Annotated in this window: 25 protein-coding genes and 2 pseudogenes; 1 reads left to right on the top strand and 26 read right to left on the bottom strand. The window is 51.2% G+C overall.

All coding sequences use genetic code 11. The annotated features are described in order from the left end of the window. Positions 1–267: 267 nt before the first annotated feature. The 6 genes and pseudogenes from AF331_RS18070 to AF331_RS18055 form a co-directional block, all read right to left on the bottom strand. On the bottom strand, positions 268–1,461 hold the full coding sequence (locus tag AF331_RS18070; protein ID WP_053429456.1) for a serine-tRNA(Ala) deacylase AlaX: 1,194 nt from the start codon (positions 1,459–1,461) through the stop codon (positions 268–270). Positions 1,462–1,515: 54 nt separating this feature from the next. Continuing rightward, positions 1,516–1,665, bottom strand: coding sequence for a hypothetical protein (locus tag AF331_RS22580; RefSeq protein ID WP_156450728.1), 150 nt, complete (start codon positions 1,663–1,665; stop codon positions 1,516–1,518). A 126-nt stretch (positions 1,666–1,791) separates the two neighbouring features. Beyond that, positions 1,792–2,208 carry a methyl-accepting chemotaxis protein gene (locus AF331_RS23215; protein ID WP_412177730.1) on the bottom strand — a complete coding sequence of 139 codons (417 nt, stop codon included), beginning with the start codon at positions 2,206–2,208 and terminating at the stop codon, positions 1,792–1,794. Positions 2,209–2,325: 117 nt separating this feature from the next. After that, positions 2,326–2,640, bottom strand: a pseudogene (locus AF331_RS23210) (PAS domain-containing protein); the annotation flags it as partial. A 74-nt stretch (positions 2,641–2,714) separates the two neighbouring features. Continuing rightward, positions 2,715–5,054 (bottom strand): bifunctional diguanylate cyclase/phosphodiesterase, encoded by a 2,340-nt coding sequence (locus tag AF331_RS18060; protein WP_053429454.1) that lies wholly within the window; start codon positions 5,052–5,054, stop codon positions 2,715–2,717. Positions 5,055–5,225: 171 nt separating this feature from the next. Further along, the gene (locus tag AF331_RS18055; protein WP_053429453.1) at positions 5,226–5,987 is read right to left on the bottom strand and encodes a class I SAM-dependent methyltransferase; all 762 of its coding nucleotides are present in this window, start codon (positions 5,985–5,987) and stop codon (positions 5,226–5,228) included. A 159-nt stretch (positions 5,988–6,146) separates the two neighbouring features. Here AF331_RS18055 and AF331_RS18050 point away from each other — a divergent pair, with 159 nt between their 5' ends. Continuing rightward, entirely contained in the window at positions 6,147–7,121 is a 975-nt protein-coding gene (locus tag AF331_RS18050; RefSeq protein ID WP_053429473.1) for a Gfo/Idh/MocA family protein, read from the top strand. Between the two features lie 258 nt (positions 7,122–7,379). Here the strand turns inward: AF331_RS18050 and AF331_RS18045 are convergent, their stop codons facing one another. From AF331_RS18045 to AF331_RS17950, 20 genes and pseudogenes are all read right to left on the bottom strand, one after another. Beyond that, entirely contained in the window at positions 7,380–8,747 is a 1,368-nt protein-coding gene (locus AF331_RS18045) for an MBL fold metallo-hydrolase (RefSeq protein WP_053429452.1), read from the bottom strand. A 24-nt stretch (positions 8,748–8,771) separates the two neighbouring features. Next, positions 8,772–9,173: a DUF302 domain-containing protein gene (locus tag AF331_RS18040; RefSeq protein ID WP_053429451.1), complete on the bottom strand. Its 402-nt coding sequence runs from the start codon at positions 9,171–9,173 to the stop codon at positions 8,772–8,774. Positions 9,174–9,275: 102 nt separating this feature from the next. Next, positions 9,276–10,052: a sulfite exporter TauE/SafE family protein gene (locus AF331_RS18035; protein WP_053429450.1), complete on the bottom strand. Its 777-nt coding sequence runs from the start codon at positions 10,050–10,052 to the stop codon at positions 9,276–9,278. 15 nt (positions 10,053–10,067) lie between these two features. Then, on the bottom strand, positions 10,068–10,430 hold the full coding sequence (locus AF331_RS18030; protein ID WP_053429449.1) for a rhodanese-like domain-containing protein: 363 nt from the start codon (positions 10,428–10,430) through the stop codon (positions 10,068–10,070). 82 nt (positions 10,431–10,512) lie between these two features. Next, complete coding sequence (locus AF331_RS18025) at positions 10,513–10,773, bottom strand: metal-sensitive transcriptional regulator (RefSeq protein ID WP_053429448.1); 261 nt, start codon at positions 10,771–10,773, stop codon at positions 10,513–10,515. Positions 10,774–10,873: 100 nt separating this feature from the next. Then, complete coding sequence (locus tag AF331_RS18020; RefSeq protein WP_412177729.1) at positions 10,874–11,443, bottom strand: GNAT family N-acetyltransferase; 570 nt, start codon at positions 11,441–11,443, stop codon at positions 10,874–10,876. Continuing rightward, the gene (locus AF331_RS18015; RefSeq protein ID WP_053429447.1) at positions 11,416–12,387 is read right to left on the bottom strand and encodes a Gfo/Idh/MocA family protein; all 972 of its coding nucleotides are present in this window, start codon (positions 12,385–12,387) and stop codon (positions 11,416–11,418) included. Before AF331_RS18015 ends, AF331_RS18020 begins: the two co-directional genes overlap by 28 nt. Before the next feature lie 103 nt (positions 12,388–12,490). Beyond that, entirely contained in the window at positions 12,491–13,363 is an 873-nt protein-coding gene (locus AF331_RS18010) for a YitT family protein (protein ID WP_048007666.1), read from the bottom strand. Positions 13,364–13,518: 155 nt separating this feature from the next. After that, positions 13,519–13,959, bottom strand: a complete 441-nt coding sequence (locus tag AF331_RS18005) for a cell wall hydrolase (protein ID WP_053429446.1) — start codon at positions 13,957–13,959, stop codon at positions 13,519–13,521. A gap of 134 nt (positions 13,960–14,093) precedes the next feature. Continuing rightward, positions 14,094–14,759: pseudogene (gene rpiA, locus AF331_RS18000) on the bottom strand (ribose 5-phosphate isomerase A). 31 nt (positions 14,760–14,790) lie between these two features. Further along, positions 14,791–15,717 (bottom strand): ABC transporter permease, encoded by a 927-nt coding sequence (locus tag AF331_RS17995; protein WP_235576435.1) that lies wholly within the window; start codon positions 15,715–15,717, stop codon positions 14,791–14,793. Next, positions 15,714–16,574, bottom strand: a complete 861-nt coding sequence (locus AF331_RS17990) for an ABC transporter permease family protein (RefSeq protein WP_053429445.1) — start codon at positions 16,572–16,574, stop codon at positions 15,714–15,716. Before AF331_RS17990 ends, AF331_RS17995 begins: the two co-directional genes overlap by 4 nt. Positions 16,575–16,661: 87 nt before the next feature. Then, positions 16,662–16,994, bottom strand: coding sequence for a hypothetical protein (locus AF331_RS17985; protein ID WP_053429444.1), 333 nt, complete (start codon positions 16,992–16,994; stop codon positions 16,662–16,664). A gap of 150 nt (positions 16,995–17,144) precedes the next feature. Further along, positions 17,145–19,154: a transketolase gene (tkt, locus tag AF331_RS17980; RefSeq protein WP_053429443.1), complete on the bottom strand. Its 2,010-nt coding sequence runs from the start codon at positions 19,152–19,154 to the stop codon at positions 17,145–17,147. A gap of 67 nt (positions 19,155–19,221) precedes the next feature. Beyond that, positions 19,222–19,911, bottom strand: coding sequence for a D-allulose 6-phosphate 3-epimerase (alsE, locus tag AF331_RS17975; RefSeq protein ID WP_053429442.1), 690 nt, complete (start codon positions 19,909–19,911; stop codon positions 19,222–19,224). Positions 19,912–19,937: 26 nt separating this feature from the next. Further along, on the bottom strand, positions 19,938–21,029 hold the full coding sequence (locus AF331_RS17970) for a PTS fructose transporter subunit IIC (RefSeq protein ID WP_048013532.1): 1,092 nt from the start codon (positions 21,027–21,029) through the stop codon (positions 19,938–19,940). A gap of 98 nt (positions 21,030–21,127) precedes the next feature. Continuing rightward, positions 21,128–21,580 carry a fructose PTS transporter subunit IIA gene (locus tag AF331_RS17965; protein ID WP_048016160.1) on the bottom strand — a complete coding sequence of 151 codons (453 nt, stop codon included), beginning with the start codon at positions 21,578–21,580 and terminating at the stop codon, positions 21,128–21,130. 17 nt (positions 21,581–21,597) lie between these two features. Then, positions 21,598–21,915 (bottom strand): PTS fructose transporter subunit IIB, encoded by a 318-nt coding sequence (locus AF331_RS17960; protein WP_053429441.1) that lies wholly within the window; start codon positions 21,913–21,915, stop codon positions 21,598–21,600. Then, the gene (locus AF331_RS17955) at positions 21,912–22,358 is read right to left on the bottom strand and encodes a PTS sugar transporter subunit IIA (protein ID WP_053429440.1); all 447 of its coding nucleotides are present in this window, start codon (positions 22,356–22,358) and stop codon (positions 21,912–21,914) included. Before AF331_RS17955 ends, AF331_RS17960 begins: the two co-directional genes overlap by 4 nt. Further along, the gene (locus tag AF331_RS17950; RefSeq protein WP_053429439.1) at positions 22,348–23,838 is read right to left on the bottom strand and encodes a BglG family transcription antiterminator; all 1,491 of its coding nucleotides are present in this window, start codon (positions 23,836–23,838) and stop codon (positions 22,348–22,350) included. The genes AF331_RS17955 and AF331_RS17950 overlap by 11 nt, the downstream gene beginning before the upstream one ends. Positions 23,839–24,052: the final 214 nt, after the last annotated feature.

Genomic DNA, 24,052 nt, shown 5'->3' with positions numbered 1-24,052 from the left:
TATCCTTACCATCGAGATGCACCTCCGTCAATTCCCCGCAGAAGCATGTCGAATTTTGTCTGTACGTATAGAACTACCAAGCCGTCTACCCCCCACCCTCAAATAGGTCCTAGGGTCAGATTCAATCGAACTAGACCAAGATTGTCCCCCCTCCAAAAACAAGAATTTGTCAGAATACCTCCAGTGAAATAGCGACGTTGAACTTTCTTATAGGCCTTTGGATTCGTTTATAATAAAAAGCCTGCAGGGCACACCTGCAGGCTTGCTTTATAGCTGACGAATCCACTCATCCATAAGCTCTTCCTTGCTGATGATCGCCTCACCACCGCCTTGGACGAATGCATCCTTTCCTCCTCCTTTTCCGTTGATCAGATCGAATACCGGTCGCACCGATTCCTTGAGGGCGGCGGTCGATGCCTTCCCTCTTGCCCCGACAAGCTGAAGCTTGGCTCCGTTCTTCACGGCAAACAGGACGACCACATCTTCGTTCCGGGCTGTGATCTGTTGAGCGAGGCCCTGGAGCTCCTTGATCGGACGCTCGTCATAGACCCGGGAGAGCAGGAGGTGTCCCGCTACCTCTTGAACGCTATTGACCAGTACGTCTGCCTCAAGCTTCAGGTATTCGACTTTTACACCCTCCAGCTCCTTCTCGATGTCCTTTTGCCTGTCGATCATCCGCAGCACGGCTTCCTTCATGCCCTCTTCCGGTGCCTGGATGATCCCCGTCAGGTCTCTCAGGAGATCGTGCTTTGCTTGGAGATGGGTGCGGATCCTGTCCCCACAGATGAACCTGAGACGAATATGAGACTTATGCTTTTCCCAATCGAGAATCTTGATGCCACCCACTTCGCTTGTGGATGCAGGGTGGGTCCCGCCACATCCGTTATAATCGAAGTCCGGAATAATCACCAGACGGATCGGTCCGTCCACATCGGGCTGCTTCCTGAGTGGATAATCTCCCAGCTCGCCTTCCGTTACCCACTTTGTCTCAATGGGTCTCGCTTCCCTGATCACCTGATTGGCAAGGGCTTCTGCTCGCTTTGCCTCTTCCCTGGTCAAATCGGGGATCTCAAGATCGATGGTGAGGGTCTCCTGACCAAGATGAAAACTGATGGTTTCATAGCCTAGAGATTCTATAAAGCTGGCAGACAGGATATGCTGCCCCGCATGCTGCTGCATATGGTCGAAGCGTCTATCCCAGTCGATATTCCCGTTGATGGTGACGCCTTCCTCAAGGGGGGCATCCAGGTAGTGACGGATCTCTCCGTTCACATTTTCTACTTCCAGGACCCTGCGTCCCCCGAGCATCCCCGTATCGTGAGGCTGACCTCCACCTGTCGGATAGAAGCACGTTTCTTCAAGAATGGCGTACCAGCGTCCTTTTTCATCCTGAGCTAGTTCGTTGATCGTGGTGGTGAATGTGCTGCGGTACGCATCTGCGTAATAGCGTTTGACGGTCATGATATTCCCTCTTCCTCTGCGTTCTTATCTGTCTACTTTACCACAGAGGAGACATCACTTCCGAGGATTTTTGAGGTGGATCGGGACGCTGCCCAACTGATCCCACGGAATCTCCCATCTTCTTTCGAACTCCTGCACCGCCCGTTCATCCCCCGCTATGATCCGTTCCACCAGCTCTCGTAAGGGCAGCTTCTGATAATCCATGCGCTCACCTGCTCGCTGTTTGATTTGTACATTACTTATTACCTATTCGAGACTGGGATAAACGTAGGAACTCTCTCATTTCCCGGTGCCCACAAAAAAAACCATCCCGGAGGATGGCTATGAAACTTATATGATGTCCTGGAATCTTTTTGCATGCTCTTCCAGCTTGGTGGAGGCCATCGTCAGGCCGGAGAAATCGTGGACGGTGTGCTTGATCATCGTCTGGCTTTCCTTGATATCATGCTGGGCGGTATCGGTACCGGAGGTGATCTTCTTCACTTCGACGGTGATGCCTTCGATGTTATCACGGATTTCGACGATGGATTTCTCCACCCGCTCCGATAGTTTCCGCACTTCTTTCGCCACGACGTCAAAGCCCCTGCCATGCTCGCCTGCCCTTGCAGCTTCGATGGCGGCGTTCAGGGCAAGTAAATTCGTCTGGGCGGCGATTTCCCTTACGGTCTGGACAATGCCTTTGATATCATCGGCCTGTTTCTGGAGCCCTTGGAGGGTTTCCGAATTTTCTTCCGATACCCTGGTCATCCGGTCAATGATCCCCATGAGCTCATTCCCGCGGTCGATGCCTCCCTTCGCCTGATCATGAAGGTCTTCTGCCAGCCCCTTCAAATCATCCGTCAAGGACGAAATCGCCCTCTGACGGTCGGTGATGTTGGTCGCCACCTTCAAGATGCCGATGACCCTGCGGGAGTCCTCGTCAAAGATGGGCATATAGGTCGCCTCGAGCCAGATTGCATTCCCCATGGCATCCTTCCGTTCAATCTTGTCCTGGAAGCTGCGCCCCGACAGGAGCCTCTTCCAAAAGGTTTCATATCCGCCGCTGTTGGCGAATGACGGGAAGCAGAGTTCCTTATGATGCATCCCCACCATATCGTCGGCTCGATACCCGACGCTACCGGCGAACAAGTCATTGACATAGGTGACTCTCCGGTCGATCCCGAATTGGATCAGGGCCATATTTTCTTTCATTGATTGTACGATCAAGTCATTTGATATTCGATCCATCTGTATGGTCACCTTTCATTTCCCCTTTAGTTTGATACGGCCGCTATGTTCATCCAGCGCGCGGAAATCGCCTCGGCCGTATCCGGTCTGCTTAAATAAAATCCCTGGATCAAGTCGCAGCCTTCCCGCTTGAGCCAGTCCATCTGATAGGCATCCTCCACACCCTCCACCAGCACCTTCATATTCAGGTTATGTCCAAGGGTGATCATGGACCGGACGATGGCTTCCTGCTCTTCGTTCCCTTCAAAGTCTTCCAGAAAGGAACGGTCAATCTTCAAAATCTCGACGGGCAGTGCCTTCAAATAACGGAATGATGAATAGCCTGTCCCGAAATCGTCCAGGGAGATCTTGATCCCCATCTCCCTCAGTCGATCAAGAATGACGATGACATCCGCTTCGCATTTCATGGCCGAGGATTCGGTCAGCTCAAGCTCAAGATAATTGGGATCCATACCCGTTTCATCGAGTACTTCCTGAACGGACGGGATGAAGTCCTCCCTCGAGAACTGGAGCGGGGAAATGTTGACGCCCATCACGATGGGCTCCTTCCCTTCCCCTATCCATCTCACCCACTGCCTGCACGCCTCCTTCAGCACCCATCTGCCCACAGAGTGGATCATCCCCTTTTCTTCCATGATCGGGATGAATTCCACAGGGGAGACCGGACCGACACTTGGATGGGTCCAACGCATGAGCGCCTCTACCCCTTCAAGGCTGCCGGACTTCACGTTCACTTTGGGCTGATAGAGGACGTAGAACTCTTCCTGCTCAAATGCATGCTCGAATCCCTGCTCGAGGAGCATCGTCCTTTCAAGCTTATGTCTGATTTCTTCATTGAATTCCGTGACGCAGTTCTTTCCGTTCTTCTTTGACTCATACATGGCAAGGTCAGCATAGCTCAGGAGCTCCGACCCGTTACGCGCGTCTTCGGGATAATGGGCGATCCCTGCGCTGATGGTCACCCGCACATTGGATCCATTGATTGAGAACGGCTCGTTCATGGCACGGACACATTTGTTGGCCAGGTTCTTCACTCTACCCCTATCGGCACAGGTCGAAACGACTACGAACTCATCGCCACCCTGTCGAGTGAGGACACAATCCTCCGGAAGCGCGTCCTTAAGCCTTTTCGTCACCTCTTTCAACAGCACATCGCCAGCCTGATGGCCGAGCGTATCGTTGGTGAACTTCAAACGGTCAAGATCGATGAAGATGCAGTACACCCCTTCACCATCTGCAATCCACTCATCCAGGAGCTTCTCAAGCTTGTAGCGGTTCGGGAGTTCTGTCAGGGGATCATGATAGGCCATGAACTGGATCACGTCTTCCGACTTGCGCTTCTCCGTGATATCCCGCGTGAACCAGATGGAGTGCTCCAGCCCCTCTCCCCGGATGCCGTGCTTCGACACCTCGAGAATCCGTTTCCCTTGTTTGGTGTCTATCGGGAGGGTCAAGCGACTGTCCTCCATCGTACCTTCCACAAACACATCGGGAACGGTCTGACCGTGTGCCTCAGGAAACATGGAAAGGAGCGCAGCATTGGCATGATAGATCCTGCCTGACTTATCAGAGATGGCGATCCCGTCCTCAGCCGAATCGAACATCATCGTCTGAAGAATGGATTTCTTCCTGACAAATCGGTCGATGGCGATAGAGGAGAAGGTGAAGATGAAAATCAAAAGGGTACTGATGAAGACTCCCCACGTTAGGAAGGTCACGTCCACCGTGCCTACCCCTTCATGCCCCTCATGCTGATGAAAGTGTGCAGCCGACATCCCCGTGTAGTGAAGACCCGTGATGGCCACCCCCATGAACAAGGAGAAAGCGAGCTTCACTCTGAATCCCATCCCTTCCTTGGCAAAGGACGAATAGAACCCGAGCCACAGGGCCGCAAACGCTGACGAATATGCAATCCCGAGTGAAAGGGTCACCAACAGTGGATCATAACTGATCATCATCGGACGGATGGCCGCCATGCCGATATAGTGCATGGATGCAATACCCGTCCCCATGAGGATAGCTCCATAAAGCAGATGCCTTTTCCCAGGGGCTGCGGATGATACCGTCCAGAACCCGGCCGAACATCCTGCCACGGAAGCGACAATGGAAAGGAAGACAAGGCTGACATCGTAATACATCGTACTCGACAGGTGAAAAGCGAGCATGCCGATGAAATGCATGGACCAGATTCCGAGCCCAAGGACGCCACCCGCCGTCATCAACCAGACAAGCTTTGCCTTTCCCATGGTCTGCCTCACTCGATTCGATAATTCTATAGAAGCAAACGCTGCGATCAACGCAATGATATAGGACAAAAAGACAAGAAATAAATCATAGTTATTCGTAATATGTACAACCAATTCCACAGTGCACCTCATTTTAGTCACATCTTCCTCTACTGGAAAAATGAGACTTTAGTCACTCTATTATAATGGGATGGACCCTCTCTGTATAGATTGAGATTACGGATGATGGATCTATTTTTCTGCAAGGAAAGAGAGAGGAGTCGCTCTCCTCATTTCTCCCTCCCAGACTGATCACTCTTTCACGGCGACAACACGGATCCGCCAATAATCGGCCACCCATTCCCCGTCCTTGAAAAGGACAGGCCGGACCCTCTCCTTGATTCCTTTATACGCCAAGGTCTTTTCTTCCCCCTCAAACTCCGGAAAGAAATCATCTGCAAAGCCGTCAAGCCAGTGATCGAGTCCCTTTTCTCCATCAGGCAGCGGGGTAGGCCTCTCATAGTGATGAATGAACGCTACCCTGAAACCATGATGCTCTAGGAGCGAGCTGTAGTCACCGACGGTCGGGAAGTACCACGGATTCCGCGATGTGGCATCGATTCCACACGCTGTCAGTTCCTCTTCCACTCCTGCGATGATCGTCCCGACGTTTCGGCTCCCGCCGAATTCAGCGACGAATCGTCCCCCGGGGCGTAAAGCACGGGCAACGGAAGCCGCCACACCGTCTTCATCCCGTACCCAATGAAGGGCAGCGTTGGAGAATACGGCATCCACCGGTTGTGGAGTGTGGAAGTTTGCGGCATCCCCCACTTCAAAGGAGATGGACGGATACTTCTCCCGGGCGCGCAGGATCATGTCCTCCGAATAGTCGATTCCCCTTACGATGGATCCGGATCCCGCAATCCCTTGCGTCAAATCACCGGTTCCGCACCCAAGGTCAAGGATCTTCTCGCCTTCCTTCGGATCAAGTATATCGATCAGGCCTTTCCCATATAGGGAAACAAATCCGCTTTTATCATCATAATGCTTACCATTCCACTTATTACCACTCATATCGTCATCATCCTCCCGTTTGTTTATAGACAGATTTCGACGTATTTCTCCTCTCTCCTGCCGCGTTGGGATATTTCTTCTGGAGGCCTTGGAGATATGACATCCCCGGGGGAGTCCATTATAATGGGGAGGACAAATAAGAAAGATGAGGTGAGCGATATGAAGATCGCTACAATCGGAACAGGATTCATCGTCGAAAGGTTCCTCTCTGCTGTCGATGACGTGGAAGGTGCCCAATGCACCGCCATGTACTCACGGGCAGAATCGAGTGCACGCCCCCTTGCAGACAAGTTCGGTGGACCATCCATTTATACAGATCTGAACAGGATGCTCGATGAAGCCGACGCAGACTTCATTTATGTGGCTTCCCCCAACAGTCTCCATTTCGAGCATGTGAGGACTGCCTTACATAAAGGAAAACACGTTATCTGCGAAAAGCCGTTCACATCGACGGCCAGGGAGCTTGAAAAACTGAGGGCGCTGGCAAAGGAAAAGCGTCTCATGCTCTTTGAAGCCATCACCACCATCCACCTGCCAAACTACGAATTGATTCGCCAGAACATCGGGAAGATCGGACCGATCCGCTTCATTCAGGCCAATTACAGTCAATATTCAAGCCGGTACGATACATTCCTTGCAGGCGAAACGCCGAATATCTTCAATCCGGCCTTCTCGGGCGGTGCCCTTGTGGACATCAATATCTACAATATCCACTTCATCATGAACCTGTTCGGGAAACCCGATGCCGTCCATTACATGGCGAACACCCATTCAAATGGCATCGACACATCGGGCGTCGTGCTGATGAAATACCCCGGCTTTATCGGAGAAGCCGTCGGGGCCAAGGATACGGAAAGCCCGAACTTCTGCATCATCCAGGGTGAGAAGGGCTATATCGAGGTGGAGAACGGAACGAGCTGCGAGGCCATCACCGTCAAGACAGGCGATGAAGAAGTGGTCCTGAACGAACAGACGAATCCGAATAAACTCTACTACGAGCTGAAAACATTTCGTGACATCTACGAGAATGAGGATTATGACCGCTGCTACGAACTCCTTGATTACAGCTGCACCGTCCTGGATATCGTAGAACAGGCACGAAAATCCGCCGGCATCGTTTTTGATGCAGATTAACAGAAAACACAAGAAAGATACCATTTTATGACGAACAATATAAGTAAAGGTTCCTGACACCGCTCATGATTTCCGGGCATGACTACGCTTTCTGCGGGGAGCCACTCTTCACGCAGGAATCTTCGTCTTGCACTCCAATCAACCACTGGCAACTTGTTCATGAAACAAATAGAAAACCCGAATTCGATTGACTGATCACAGGCAAATGAATTCGGGTTTTACTATGGCTAAAAGACTTTGTTTGGTCCGAGCTTCCTTTTATTCCACTGGATACCCTGCACCTTTCCAAGCTGAGAATCCGCCTTTCACGTTCAATACCTCATGTCCCTTTGCTTGCAGGAGGCTTGCGCCGATGGCGGACCGGGCGCCGGACTGGCAGTGGACGATCAAGGTCTTATCCTGAGGGAGATCCGCTTCAGGGAGATGTCCGAGCATGTGATGATGAGCTTCACGTATATGCCCATCTTCCCATTCATTCCCATTCCTCACATCGACCACATAATAGTGGTCATCCGTCATGAGTTCATTCGCTTTTTCCACGGAGATCGATTCATAGGTTTCAAGCTGCCCGGGAAGATCTTCCGGATCCATATACCCCTTCACCTGATCGAGACCGATAGAAGAAAGCGCCTTTCTGATCTCCCCGATCCTGCCTTCCTCCGCAATCAGGAAGATGTACCGCTCATAATCGAGCAGCCATCCTGCCCAGTTCGGGAAGGAGCGATTGTACGGGATATTGAGAGACCCTTTTAGATGACCGTCCGAGAATCGCGAGGCATCCCGTGCATCCACGATAACAGCACCTTCTGTCGGAGCACTCTTGCGGGGAATCTCTTCCCGTGTCAGAAGAGGCGGCCCTTCCTTGTTCAACTTCTTCATTTGAGCAAAATAGGTCGGCGGCTCCGGTTGACCGGTAAGAAGTTCATGGACGAACTCCTTCTCATCCGTGATCCGGAGGGCCCAGTTGAACTTCCTTTCGTAGCCGAGGGTCGACATGGGGACGGCACCGAGGGACTTCCCGCATGCGCTACCCGCCCCGTGGGCCGGCCAAATCTGCAGATGATCAGGAAGATCTTTGAGCTTCTTCAAGGATCGGAACATATCGATGGCCCCCGTTTCCGATGTTCCTTTGGCTCCGGCTGCTTTTTCGAGAAGATCCGGACGACCGACATCCCCAACAAATAGGAAGTCACCCGTAAAGATGCCCATCGGTTCGTCCGCACCGCCACCCTCGTCCGTCAACAGGAACGAAAGGCTCTCAGGCGTATGCCCGGGTGTATGAAGGACTTCGAATTTCACATTCCCGATATAGAACGTAGAGCCATCCTTTAAGAGCTCATGCTCGTAGTCATTCAGGTACTGATACTTCCACTCCTGATCGCCTTCATCGGAAACGTAGAGCTTCACTCCTCCGGAACCCGCAAGCTCCCTGATACCGGACAGATAGTCAGCATGGATGTGGGTTTCTGCTGCTGCCGAAATGGTCAATCCCTCTTTCTTTGCTGCCGCATGATAGGGTGCCACATCCCTTGCCGGATCGATCACTAGCGCTTCGCCGGTTTTCTGACATCCGATCAGGTACGACATATGAGCAAGCTTTTCATCAAAAAATGATTTAAAGTACATGATTCTCCACCCCTTTTATCAAATTCATTTCTTTATAGAACGATCGATGCATGCAATCAGACGCCTCTCGATGTCACCTGCCAGTTCCTTCAGCTCGGGATCGTCGAGCAAACCTATGAGGGCAGTCGGTTTTGGAAGCCCGATTTTGATCACGCCTTGATCTTGATAAACGACAATTTTACACGGCAAGAAATACCCTACGAGCTTATTCTCCTTCAATACCCGTTCTGCTTCCTGTGGATTGCATACTTCAAGTACCATATAGGGTTCATCTACTGTGAACCCCTTCTCCATCAGCTTATCCTTTATATCAAATGTCCAGAGAATGCCAAAGGACTCTTCTTTGAGCGCATCTTCCAGGGCCGTTATGGCTTCCTTCATCGTGCCATCCGTTTGTACAGTGTAATGAAAATCCAACTTCTTCATCCTCCTTTTACGGTATGGGGTATATACAACCTTATGTTACCCTCTCCTACCAATTTTCACTCTTCCTCTTACTAGAATGGGTCTTAAGGCTGAAAATATGTCCTACAGGATATCCCACCAGATCTTGATGGTAGTGGCAGTAATCAGGAGCGCAAGGATCGTCTGAAGCCATTTCGTATTCACTTTCTTACCCGCCATGGCTCCAAGAGGGGAAGCGATCAGGCTCGCAATGACCATGATGGCGGCTGGACCGTAATCGACCTGGCCCGTGGTCACCTTCCCTACGGTGGCCCCGATTGAGGAGATGAACGTGATGGCGAGGGAAGAAGCGATCGTCATCCTTGTAGGGATCTTCAAGACGACCAGCATGATCGGGACGAGGAGGAATGCTCCGGCTGCCCCTACGATGCCCGCCCCGACTCCGACGATAAGGGACAATACAGCCGCCAGCCATTTGTTGAACGTCACTTGCTCTAGTGGGATATCATCCAGTCCCTTCTTCGGAATGAACATCATGATCGCGGCGATGAGGGCCAGGATCCCATAGATCAGGTTGATGCCACCTTCCGACATAAGCTTGGAGCCGTATCCTCCGACAAAGCTTCCGATCAGGATGCTTCCACCCATATAGGCAATGAGCGTCTTATTCAGGTACCCTCCCTTTCGATACGCCCAGACCCCTCCGATGGTGGCGAAGAACACCTGGACGGCGCTGATGCCGGATACTTCATGGGCGCTGAAGGCTGCGACCCCCACTAAGGGAGGAATATAGAGAAGCATCGGATACTTGATGATGGATCCCCCGATCCCAAGCATGCCGGAAATATAAGAACCGATGAAGCCGATGAGAAAAATCACAACGATAAAACTTACATCCATTTCACTCACTCCCCTTTATGATCTCCAGGCATTCATGCCGCCTTTGACATTGGTGACGGAATGAAATCCGCTCTTCCTCAGCAGTTTGGCAGCGTTCATGCTTCTCATCCCGCTCTGACAGATGACGACTACCTCTTTATCTTTTGATAACGTGGCGATTTGTTTGGGAAGCTGCTGAAGGGGGATATTTTTGAATCCCCTGATGTGATTCCCTTTGTATTCCCCTGGCGTGCGAACATCGATGAACTGCTTGTTTTTATTCTTCAATTCCCTTTTTAACTCTTCCGTGGAGATCATCCGGATCCCCTTTACCGGCATGAGCCGGGATAGGATAAGAACGAGAACGATGGCCAACAGGGCGTATAGGATGATATGCATATGATTCCATTCCTTTCATTCATTAAATTACCCTATAGGGTATAATGTTTTACAAAAGAAAAAATGGTGATGACCATTTTCCTTATCGGCTCTTCACTAATAGATTGACGGCTTCTTTGATGATCTCATCCGTCTCATCTCCCTGCTCATCGGCAGCTCGCACGCACTCCACAAGATTGGCGCTCACGACAAGTCCGATTGAACGTTCAATGGCTGAGCGTGCTGCAGACAATTGGGTGATGACCTCTTTGCAGTCTTTTCCCTCTTCCATCATCCGCAAGACGCCCCTTAGCTGTCCTTCAAGGCGTTTGACACGGTTTTTCATTTGCGTATCGTAGTTCATGATCATCCTCCTTCCCTTTATGTTGAACTGTTTCACACCTTTTATATTATACCCCATTAGGTATATTGTCAAATCAAAAAAAGAGGGCGCTATGCCCCTCTTAAAATACAATCTGACTGCGGACGGACCTTTTCCAGATCAGATGGTTCATGCCTTCGCCCCAATGATCAATGAATCGATGATCCGGTTCACCGAATCGTTTCTTCCATACTGTCTGAGCACGGGCATAGCCGCTATCGAGACAAAAAGTCTCTACCCCTCTTCCAAGAAGGATCAAAAGCATGGCATTCACCATCAGGGTACCGACGCCTATCCTTTGATGATCAGGATGAACAAATACCGTTCCCACTTCAGGGATACCCCTATAGGCACCACTGGTCAAGTCCACGATCAACTCACTTGCCGGTCCGTATTCGATGGTTGCGATGATCTGTGCGCCCCTTTCCGCCAGGAGGAAAAAGCGCTCCTCCCCCTGCCTTTGGAGGAGGGACTTTTTGTATCGAATTTCTTCTTCCATATCGTCCACCAGGTGTGCGATGCCTTCTTTACGATAGGTGTCCTCGATGACCAGACGGAAGAACCCGTGAAGGGCCGCACGATCCGTTGGCCGGGGTGTCCTGATGGCGATACTGCGCTGAGGACTCACTCGAAGTCGTAGGTGAGCCCCCACTGCCTGCGGGCCTCATCCATCAGCTCCATGACCTGTTCAGACAGTGGCAGCGTCCAGTTCTCCCCTTTGTTCACGATGAGTTCATTCATTGCTTCGACTTCATACTGAAGCGCCTTGCCTTCCACTCCCGCTTCGATCGTCTCGACAGACCCATCCTTTGTATAGGTGATCGTCGCCCGATCCGCCCTCGGGAATTCGTCAACGGTGATATATCCAAGGTCACCTGCGACAATGCCGCGCTTCGGCATCTTCGCACGCATGGCCAGGCTCACGACAGCCATCTCATCGTTTTCATTCTTCAGCACGATGCCAGACTGCTCATCCACTCCGGTCTCATGCTTCTTCACCGTCGTCAGCACCTCTGTCGGCTGACTGGATAAGAAGAAACGGGTGAAGGAGAGGGCATAGGTACCGATATCGAGCATGCCTCCCCCGGCAAGATCCGGGTTGAAGAAGCGGTTGGTCGGGTCATTTTCTTTGCAGCTGCCGAATGTGACGTTGACCATATTCACGTTGCCGATCTTCCCGGCATCGACGATTTCACGCAGCTTTTTGTACAGCGGCATATGATAGATCGTCATGGCCTCCGCCACCACCAGTCCTTTCTCAGCGGCAAGGTCTGTGATCTCCTTCAGCTGCCTGCCATTCATGGTGATCGCTTTCTCACAGAGCACATGCTTCCCGTGCTTCAGGGCGTTCATGATATATGTATAGTGGACACTATGCGGTGTGGCGACGTACACGATGTCGATGCCGTCATCCTCAAGCATGCTTTCCACGGTGTCATACACGTTCTCGACGCCGTGCTCTTCTGCGAATGCTTTCGCCTTTTCCACTTTTCTCGCCCATACGCCGGCGATGTTCCCGTTCACTTCCAGGATCGCTTTGGCGAAGCTCGATGCAATGCCTCCAGGGCCAAGGATTCCCCAATTCGGATTTGTCATAGGTGAAAACTCCCTTCTTTTTCCTACCAGTATACCCCTTTCCTGCCATGCAGTCGAAGAATACGAAAAAGGCCCACCCTGTAAATTGGGTGGGGCCTTTGGATCAATGGATATCGTTCTTCCTGAAGTTACCGCCCTTCACTTCCGCCACATCATAGATGGTCACGAACGCTGAAGGATCGATATCGGAGATGATTTCCTTCAGCTTGCTTTCTTCAAGACGGTTGATCACGCAGGTGATTTCCATGAATTTCTCATGAGAGTAGCCACCGTACGCTTCCTTATACGTAGCACTTCGCCCAAGCCGGTCCCGGATGGTTTCGACCATGAGCTTCGGTTCCGATGAAATGATCTTGAACGTCTTGGAGCCACTGAGCCCCTCTTCGACGATATGGATCACTTTTGACGCGATGAAGTAGGCAATCGCAGACAGGATCGCTCCCTGCAGACCGAATACCGTGGAGACGAAGATGAAGACGAATAGATTCAAGAACAGGATGAAATCACTTGTACCGAACGGCAGCTTGCGCGACAGGAGGACGGCAAGCATGTCGATCCCATCCAGGGCTCCACCGTTACGGAGCGCAAGCCCCATCCCGAAACCGAGGATGATCCCTCCGACCACCGTGACGAGCAGTGTATCCCCGTCGATGATTGCCGGAATGTGGTGCATGAGGCTTGTCCCAATCGCAAGCGATGCAATCCCGATAATGGAGAAAATGGCAAAACTCTTCCCGATCTGCTTATAGCCCAGCCAGACAAACGGGATGTTGATGATGGCGATCAGAATCCCAAGCGGCATATTGCCGAGCTGGGAAAGGACGATGCTGATCCCCGTGACGCCCCCATCGGACACGTTATTCGGAATCAAAACGGTCTCAAGACCGTAGGCCGCAATGAATCCGCCGAGGACCACCATCAGCCCCCTGATCAGTAAAAACAACTTGCTGCGGTTCTTCTTTTTCACTTTATTCATGCTGAAATACCTCATTCTAAAAAATTTACTTCCTAAAGTTTAACATACTTTTGCGATGCATCAGTAAGGATAGGCCTTCCCCTTCAGTTTCGTCGTATCGGCCGGTAGTTTATACAAAAAAAGAACCTCCTGCCGATCAGGAAGTCCTCTAACTGTCATCCTCTGTACACGCTGGCGCATGTGTTCGCTTTCGGTTCATAGTAACAATGGTTCTTATATTGTCCGGCCAATGGCTGATCATACCACGTCGGGGGACACGGGGCGTACGGATTGAAATACCAGAGAGCATACTTCCCGGGCTGCTGCCGCCAGTAATCCAGATTCTGCTTCGCGAGCCGCTTTTCCACCGATCTTGCCCGGTTATAAAACAGGTTCCCCTTCTGTACGGCCTCGAAGGAATAATTATTCCCCTGCACCTGGAAGATCACTTGTTGAATCGTCCGCACATCCTTGAAATCAAGACACTCCGCCACAGCACGGTTCACAATGACATTGCCCACGTACAGCATGCCCTGCTTCCCTTCCCCTTCAGCTTCCGCCCGCATCATCCTCGCCATGAGGGCCACATCCGAATCCTTATACTTTACTCTTGGCATATTCTTCACCTCAAGATAGTGTATGAAAGAACCATGGGTTGTTGTCACTATGATTGAAGAATGGTGCGGGCATTTGTGGGAAGAGCTGCCGCTATACCTGTAGAATCCATCGGCCTCACAGGTTTCCCGGCCGCTTAACGCTTGGTCATTTCGCGAATACCGGACTCACCCGCCACCACTGCCTTTGTCACGACGGATGTGAACAGGGAGACATCAAGCACGCCGGCCAGTCCTTTCAACCGCTCTTCCAGTCCTACACCATCCTGACTTCCCTGCACATACACGTCCAAAAGCAGATTCCCGCGATCTGTCATGACGGGACCATCTTTATCGCTGCTCATGCGGATCTCGCCCCTCTCTGCATCCAAGAGCTGGTTCATCACAAAGGCCAGTGCCTGCGGGATCACCTCAAGGACGACGGGATGCTCATACGTCAGTTCCTTCACCACTTTCGACTCGTCGACCAAGAGGATGTACTCCTAGGCCATCCTCGCCACCAATTTTTCATCCGTATGGATGCCTCCACCGCTCTTCAGGGCATGGAGATGTTCGTCCACTTGGTCGCACCCATCAAAGGCTACATCCACTTCGGTAGCTTCCGACAGGGGAATGACCGTCAAGCCAGCTTCCTCGCATTTCTGTTTCGTTTCCCATGAAGGCGTGACCACCTTGATGTCGAGCTGTTCTTCTTTGATGAAGCGGATGAGGTGAGCGATGGTGCTGCCTCCTCCAAGTCCGATCATTGTGCCGTTTTCTATGTATTTCAGGGCTGCTTTTGCGCAGTTTCTTTTGATGTCCATGTTGTCCATTCCTTTCCGTTACGTTTCTATTCTATAATGAAGACCGCTTTCCCGTCCTGCCCTCGATCCGTTTCAGCAGGGTTTGAGCGGCAATGATCGTCGCCGTGTAAAATCCTATGGGGACAAGCGGGATCCATGGGTGGGACACGATATATCGGAAGTTCGCTCCAATCAACCCCGACCACTCCTGGCTGATCGATTCAATCTCGGGACCATTCGGACCCATGAATACCATGGTGCCTCCAAAAAAGAGACCGAGTACCCCCAGATGCAGGAAGATGATCAGCGTCTGGACGAACTGCTGGATGAATACCACCCCCGATACAGGCAGGAGATGTGGCAGGATGTGGCGCCATATTTGATGCCTCTCCGATCCCCCCAGCACCCTGGCCGCGTCCATGAACTCCCTCTCCTTGATGCGTTTCGTCTCCTTCGCCATATAAAAAGAAAGGGGCGGCAGGACGAGGATGACCAGGATCAGCACCTCAAAACCGGCCCGCTTATAAAAAGGGACAGGGGTCGTACCGCTCGATATCAAGAGAACTGATTCCAAAATCACAAATGCCACCATCGTGAGGGGCAGGATGGAAAAACTATCGAACAATGCCTCAAGCTTCGCATACAGCCACCTCGGAACATACGTCATGACCATGCCGATCCAGAAAGCGAAGAACGTCCTCAAAAACGCAATCAATATCGTGATCCCGATACTCCACTTCGCTCCCTCTATGGCCCTTCCGAGAAGATCATACCCCTTCTCATCCGTCCCTAATAAAAATTCCTTCGATGGAGGGAATGGAGGAGCCGAAATGGTTCCGTCCACCCCCTTCATTAAGACAGTCTGTCTCACGTCACCATCGTTCCAAAAGGTATTGCCTATACTCGCAAGAACAAGCAACAAGAGGAATAACCCCGACACGATGGCACCTCCGTCCCTCCTCCACTTCTTCCACATCATCCTCCAAGCCTCCATTCTCCCGGAATCGCCCATTCAAATAGGTGAAATAAAAGATAGATGGGCACATAAATCAGAAGCAGTGCCACTGTAAAAACCTCCGTCGTGGGATAATCCTTGATGAACCAGGAAATGCCCGGAACGTTGAACAGCACTTCCACCAGATACAAGTTTGAAAGGATGAACCAAAGATGATGCCTTATGTAATACACTGTGCTTACCACCACATTCCTGAGCACATGGTGGTTCAGGATCACGGGAGGAGAGATTCCCTTCGCCATTGCCAATACCACATAATCCTTTTCTATCTCTTGACCGAATCGAAGGATCAGTAGTTTCAGAAACATAAGCATCGTAGGAATTGCCAGGCTGAGCACCGGCAGCAGGACCGCCCGTTCCCCCTGGACCGTCGCTACATTGGCTACGGCAAGCCCCGTCTCCTTGAATACATAGATCACCAATAGCTGCGTCCCGATCATGAACAGGATATCCGGAATGCCGTCCAGCACCCGAAGGCCGAACGCAATCCCCTTCCTGCTCCACCCAGGAAGCAAAAAATAAACGAACACGATGAACAATGCCACCGCAAGCGCTGCCAAAAGCGAAAGGAACAAAATCAAGCCCGATTCTCCCATATGAACAAAAACTTGAGGGAAGATCGGCTTTTCCAGACCAGCCATCCCTCCGTAAACTGCAGGCTTCAATCCGACAAGCACCAGGATCACCCCTTTAATGGACCGTATGTATCCTGAAAAAGAGAGGTTCATCTGATCAAACAGGGCAGGGATCGATCCCAGGAGGATGATGCCGAAAAGGGAGAGTAGGAGATTGAATAGTTTAGATGATAGGTGTTTAACCATAGGCACCTCTTGGGTTATTCCATATTTTTCTTGTTTTCTATTCTATCATAAAGAACAAAACTCTTGTAAACAGAAAAAAGTCGGGCGTTATACCACGCCCGACTTCTTCGCATCGGCAACCGCCCGCTCCACATCTTCTACCCACTGACCTGCCTTGTTCACGACATACTGTACTTCAAGACCGCTCTGCAGCGTCACCTTCAAACCATTGTTCAGCAAGGGGATGCCAAGCAGTCTATTGCGCACGCGCTCCACGGATGCAACTTCCTTTAGAAGTACGGCCGTCTCTTCTCGTTGAATATTGATGGCATGGGGCTTATGATGGAGCATCTTCTCATCGAGGTAAAGCTTGCCTCCCACCCCCTCCTTGCCTTTCAACATATTTGCGAAGCCTTCTCGGATATAGACTGGTTCAGCCATTTGGCATCGTCCTTTCTTGAATGGGTTTGGGGTTATTTTCTCATATTCTAGTAGCTGTTTCACTTCATACCCAATATTTGTTTAATGAAACGTTTGGATAGATGAAAACCCACCTGGAGTTCCCTTTCCAGGTGGGTTTCATCTACTAAACTATATTAAAAGTCCTTTGAATGTCTCTACAATATTCTCAACCGTAAACCCATATTCCTCAAGCAGACGTTCCGCAGGGCCCGATGCACCGAATCCATCAACGGTGACCGTCTTCCCCTTTTGACCGGTGTACTCCCGCCAACCGAAGGAAGAGCCGAGCTCGATTCCAAGGCGTGCTGTCAGATGGCTTGGTAGCACGCTCTCCCTATACGCAGCGGACTGACGCTCGAAGCGATCCCAGCTCGGCATGCTGACGACGGAGACGTGGATGCCTTCTTCTGCCAATGCATGCTGTGCGTTGATGGCGAGTGATACTTCCGATCCGGTTGCGAGCAGCAGTCCCACCGCTTCGTCTTGAGCCGGCGAGACGATATAGGCCCCCTTACTCACCCCTTCATCCACTTGTTCCTGATCAAGATCAAGAGTCGGGAGATCCTGACGGGTCAGCACGAGTGCCGTCGGGTGATCCTTGCTTTCGAGTGCCAGGCACCACGCCGCTGCGGTTTCCTTCGCATCGGCCGGTCTGATGACCGAGATCCCAGGCATGGCGCGCAATGCCGCCAGTTGCTCGACGGGCTGGTGGGTGGGACCGTCCTCACCGACAGCAATACTGTCATGCGTGAACACGTACGTCACTGGCAGCTTCATGAGCGCGGCCAAGCGGATGGCCGGACGCAGGTAATCGGAGAAGACGAAGAATGTGGCCCCGAAGACCTTCACGCCTCCGTGAAGGGCCATCCCGTTCAGAGCTGCCCCCATGGCGAATTCCCGTACGCCGAACCAGATGTTCCGGGCCGCATACCCGTCCAGGGCGAAATTCTTCTCTGATGAGATTAGGGTCTTATTCGAGCCGGCCAGGTCGGCAGATCCCCCGATGAGCTCAGGAATGGAGGACGCCGCTGCATTCAAGATGGCCCCTGAAGATGAACGGGTAGCCATCTTCGAACCGGCATCAAAAGGAGGGAACGATGCCTTCCAATCGTCAGGCAGTTCACCTTTCACCGCACGCTCCAACTGAGAGGCAAGCTCGGGATAGGCTGCCTTGTACGATTCAAATCGCTCGTTCCATGTGGCCTCTTTTGCTTTGCCTGCTTCCATCATGCCGGCGAAATGCTCCTCCACTTCTTCCGGAACAAAGAATGGTGCCTCGGCATCCCATTGATAGGCTGCCTTCGTTTGCTTCACTTCTTCTGCCCCGAGGGGCGCCCCGTGACTCGCAGAGGATCCGGCTTTATTCGGGGATCCGAAGCCTATGGTCGTTTTCACCTCGATCAATGTAGGACGGTCCGTATCCGCCTTTGCCTCTTGGATGGCTGCCTGGATGGCGTCTACGTCATTGCCATCTTCCACCCGCACCACATGCCATCCATATGACTTGAATCGATCTTCTACACTTTCGGAGAATGATAGATTCAGGTCGCCGTCCAGTGAGATGTCATTGGAGTCGTACAGGACGATGAGCCGGCCAAGCTTCAGGTGACCAGCCAGGGAAGCGGCTTCAGCCGATACGCCCTCCATCAGGTCCCCATCGCCGCATAGGCTGTAGGTATAATGATTAATCACGTCGTAATCTTCCCGATTATACGTGTCGGCGAGATGCCTCTCTGCCATCGCCATCCCGACGGCCATGGCGATCCCCTGTCCGAGTGGGCCGGTGGTCGCTTCCACCCCCACGGTATGACCGAATTCGGGATGTCCCGGTGTCTTGCTCCCCCACTGACGGAAGTTCTTCAGCTCATCCATGGTCAGCCCGTAGCCGAATAGGTGGAGCATGCTATACAGAAGGGCCGATCCGTGTCCTGCCGATAAAATGAAACGGTCCCGGTTGATCCAATCGGGATTGGCAGGATTCATTTCCATCTCCTTCGCCCAGAGCGTGTAAGCCATCGGGGCTGCCCCCATGGCGATTCCCGGATGCCCGGAGTTCGCCTGCTCGATGGCGTCGATGGCTAATGTCCTGATTGTATTGATCGTCAATGTATCAATTGTCTGCTTCGTTTGAAGTGTCATATTCGTTCGCTCCTTTATGTCTTTTTCGCATAATGAAAGGGTTGAGAATGATCCCAACCCCCACACATTATGATAGGACCTTCTGCGTCATATCTTCATAATCCTGGCACATCGTTTTCCAAGATGTTTCGATATCTTCGCTCAGTCCGAATAATCCGCTCCGTCCGACAATGTAAATATCCGGACCGGCCGCATCGATCTTCTTGAAGGTCTTCCTGCTTGAAGAACCGTCCATTTCGATCACATATCGATAACCCTCTTCTTCCCTTAGCTCCCTTAATGCCACGATCTTATCGAGGGTGCTGTCGATGAAACGCTGACCCGCGAAACCGGGATCGACGGTCATGATGGTGATCTTATCCACAAGATCGATATAAGGGAAGATCGTGTCGATCGGCGTCTCCGGATTCAGGACGACGCCTGCTTTCAGTCCCGCATCCTGGATCTGGTCAATCAGGCGGAAGGCAAGACCATCGAGAACTTCTGCGTGCATGCAGATCCACTCGCATTTCAGATCGACCAGCTGCTGCACCCAAAAACTTGGATTGGTCACCATGAGATGCGCTGACAATGGAAGATTGCTGATCTTGCGCACCTCCTGGATGAACCACGGTGATAACGTGATATTGGGAACATAGTGGCCGTCCATGATGTCGATGTGATACGAGCCCACATGGTCATTGAGGAATGTGATCTGCTCTTTAAATTGATCCAGGTCCATCGTCATGAGCGATGGGGAAAATTCTACTTTTTTCATTTATATTTCCTCCACTTCTCTATGAATCAAATGATTTTAATATCGTCGAGATCGATGTCTTCTTCCTCCACTTCGATCTGTTCATCTTCTTTTACATTTTTCTTAAGCAGTGCCAAGGCAACACCCGTTACCAATACGTTGACGAGAATGGCCACCGCTCCTGTCCAAGGCTGGGACATGGTCGGAAGCATCAGTACACCCCCGAACGGTACCGTTGCATCGGCCCCGAGGACCATGGTGACCGCTCCTCCGGCAGCACCCCCGATGGCGACAGCCGTCACACAGCGGACGATGTCGTTCATGACGATCGGGATGACACCTTCGACAATGTTGATGACACCCATGGGCACAGCCGATTTCAACGTTTCCACTTCTGAACGGGTGTAAATGTTCTTGCCGAACAATTTCGCAATGAAGAAGGAAAGTCCAAATCCGATCGGCGTAGCCGTATTGACCAGTTGAAGCGCCGTGATCGGTCCGTTAATCCCCTCTGCCTGCATCGTAAGTACAAAGGCAAAGACGGTCTTATTGATCGGTCCGCCGAAATCAACACCGCTCAAGAGTCCAACCACACCCCCGAATACCAATAATGAAGAAGTGCCGAGACTGTTAAGGGCGGTGGTGAGGAGCGACGTGAACGCAGCAATCGGTATTCCGATCACATATACCATGATCAGTCCGCCGATGATGGATGTGAAGAACGGAACAATCAACGTAGGCATGAGCCCTTTCGCCCACTTTGGAACATTGATATGTTTGATCAGTGCTACTGCTAAAAATCCGGATAAGAAGCCTCCAAGAATTCCTCCGATAAAGCCTGCGCCGATGGCATTAGCCGTCAATCCGATGATGAAACCCGGTGCGATCCCCGGCTTACCGGCAATCGAATACGAGATCCCCGTGGCAATGACGACGGGAAGGAGCCCAAGTCCTGCGCCACCCATGGTCGCAAGCGCGTCCCAGATAGAGAATTCACCTTGTACGAGGGACCCCTGTGCCGTGCCCCCGAATCCCATACCGATCGCAATCAGGAAGCCCGCTCCACACACGATCGGAATCAGATAGGAAATCGCCGTCAACAGGTGACCCTTCAGATTTAATTGTTTTAGTTTACTCATCTTTCTTCCTCCTACGATCAAATCGTCGATTTTGACATTCAATCTCAGCAACTAAAAAACAGCCACCCTATAAGTAAAACTTCAGATGTATCGCCTCTCTAGCCGCACAGCGCCTCTTTTACGTCCTCGGCATTTTCTGACTGCAGCATCTTTTCAATGACCTCGTCATTCCCTAGTTTCCTCGCAAACAGCGATAACAGTTTCAAGTGATTCTGTGCCCCGTCGTTGTCATTGCCGACAGCGAAGAGAATGATGCCTTTGACGCCCTTCCCGTCGAGGGTCTCCCACTCGATTTCATCTTGGGTGATCCCGATCGCCACCCCGATCTTCTTGACCGAGTCACTCTTCCCATGAGGGATTGCGATATAATTCCCGATGCCTGTCTGCCCCATCGCTTCCCTTGCATAGATATCCTTCAGAAAATCTTCCATATCGGTGATGTATCCGTTAGCCAGCAACGTTTCCGCCAGTTCTTGAATGGCCTCTTCCTTATTCGTGGCCCGGATGTTTGTGTGAATCGTATTCAAATCGACTATGTCTTTTACTTCCATCGTGTTCGCCCCCCTGCTTATTTCTGTTGGCTGACTACCTCTGCTGCTTTTTGGATGAGTTTATTCGGTGACTTCACGGCGATCTCCGTCGTCACTTGGATGATGCGTTTCCCTTCAAAGCGCTCGCGCCCGGCAATTTTTACATCGGATGCCAAGATGACGATGTCCGCCTCATCGACCTGGTTTTGAGTCAGGGCATTTTCAATCCCTATGGTTCCCTGCGTTTCGATCTGGATATCATGACCGGCTTTCTTCCCTGCGTTCTCCAGCTTTTCCTGTGCGATGTATGTGTGTGCAATTCCGACTGTGCATGCTGCTACTCCTACGATTTTCATTGTGATTCCTCCCTATTCGGTATGATTTTATTCTTGAACGCTTCTTCTTCTTCCGTCTCAATAAGTTCGTTGAGATGGTCTTCATCTGCCAGGGTGCGCGTGAAGCGGATGAGCTCTCTTTTTATCGCAGCGCTTTCATTTCTCTTTAATAAAAGCACGATCACTAACTGAATTTTTTCAATTCCTGCCTCCCATAGGATCGGTTCAGCCGGACGGATGACAATAATTTGACTCTGGTCCAGTTGGTCGCTCTCGATATGGGGCATGACGACGTGCTCTGCAATCTGGGTACTGCCCACCTTCTCCCGGTCATGGAATGCCTGGAGCAGATGATGCCGGGTGGACGAATCGTTTGATGCGTGATCGGCACAAAAGGAGTAGACTGATTCCCGTGATGCCAATGCAGAACGGAAATGAACCTGATAGAGTGAGTTAGTGGCCACGCTGGATCACCTCGATCTTCGCCTGCAGTCGCTTCTGATCATCGGCTGTAAACATGGCGCTGACCAGTAAGGACGGGATCGGCACTTCTTCGGTGATCTGAACCGTACTCAAGATCAGATCGGCATCGGCATAGTTCTCCTGAATCATCCGGATATTACGTGATGCGATCACATCCACAATCTCGAGTTCAGGGAACTTCTTCGCCACCTTCGCCTTCAACAGCTCGGATGTCCCGATCCCCGTCGTGCACATGATCAAGGTTTTAAGCGGTCGATGATGCTGACCGGTTTCAAGGGCCTTGGCAAAATACAGGGTGATGAACCCGATCTCATCGTCGTTGATGACCGGCAGCTTAAATGTTTCACTCACCATGCGGGACACTTTTTTCACCCCGGTGAAGACTTCTTCATACGTGCTCTCGATCTGACTCAATAGATTGTTCTGCACCCGGATTTTATGCGCCAGGCGATTCAGCATGGGCTTGATATGATTGGCAAGATCGATGAACATGGCCTTGTGATCAAACTCGATGCCCACTATGCTGCTCATATGATCAATATAGGCATTCGTCACGTCCATTACCTCTGGTGAAAACGTGGACGTGATGGATAGCGACCCCTGCATGCGGGACGACACCAGATATTGATAGAGGAAATAGATTTCACTGTCCGGCAAAGGCGTATGCAGGTACTTCTCTATATTTTTAATCGTCTTTTTTGCAACCGGATACAATAAATCGTTCATCATCGTATCCATTTCTTCTTTTGAAATGGTTCCGGAGAACATCCGGGTTGAAACCTTGCGTGAGCGGCTCAGTAAGATATACAAGTGAGAGAAAATGTTCACGTTATAGGGATAAGGGATCGTGATCTCCAGGTCCTCTTCAATCTTCCTCAGCTGATCCAATATGAATAACACGTCATACTGATTGAATTGAAGCTCCTGGTTCCTCTTCAGATCATCAAGGTCGATGGTGTTGAAGATCTCGATGGTGTCTTTAAGGGCCTTCCGGATATTGACCTCATCCCCCAGGATCGCCAATGTCCGCCTCTTCCGCTCCAGGACCAGATGATACTTCTTCAGCTCTTCGCTCATCATCTGCTCATCATGGAATGTAACCGATTCGCCTACATAGTAATGGCTGAACAAGTGATACACATTGATCGGGGTGGGCGACGATAATAATAACTCTCCCATGATCCGTTTCCGTCTCTCCTGAGGAGTGAGCTGTCCTTGCTTCGGGTTCGCCAGGTGCTTCTGATACGCGATGAACTTCTCGTAATCCAGTCGGTAGCCCCTTCCCCGCTCAGACACGATCAGTGGTTCCCCATCGCATTCTGCATTAATTTTATTTATCAACCGATAAACGGTCTTCTGTGAAACATTCAGTACTTCAAGGAGATCCTTCGATGTTACATACTCCTGCTTTTTTGAAAGATAGCGTAATAGATCTTGTTCATAACTGACTTTTGAACTCATCTCCTTACCTCCTTGTTTTTATGGTAACGCATACAACGGCCAATGATTCTCTGAAAAGTGACCGTTGCAACGGTCATTTTTTCAGATGCGAACTCTCAATGGTAGATAACCTCTCCATCGTCAATCGTCCTGGATATAGAAAAAACCTCTTCGCTCAACGAGCGAAGAGGTTCCATGTTCTATGCTTCTTCGTCCGATCTTACCGGACTTCAGC

The organism is Rossellomorea marisflavi, from assembly GCF_001274775.1.
Classification (GTDB): domain Bacteria; phylum Bacillota; class Bacilli; order Bacillales; family Bacillaceae_B; genus Rossellomorea; species Rossellomorea marisflavi.
Note: the sequence above shows the minus strand (reverse complement) of the source record. Positions and strands in the feature narration are given on the sequence as shown.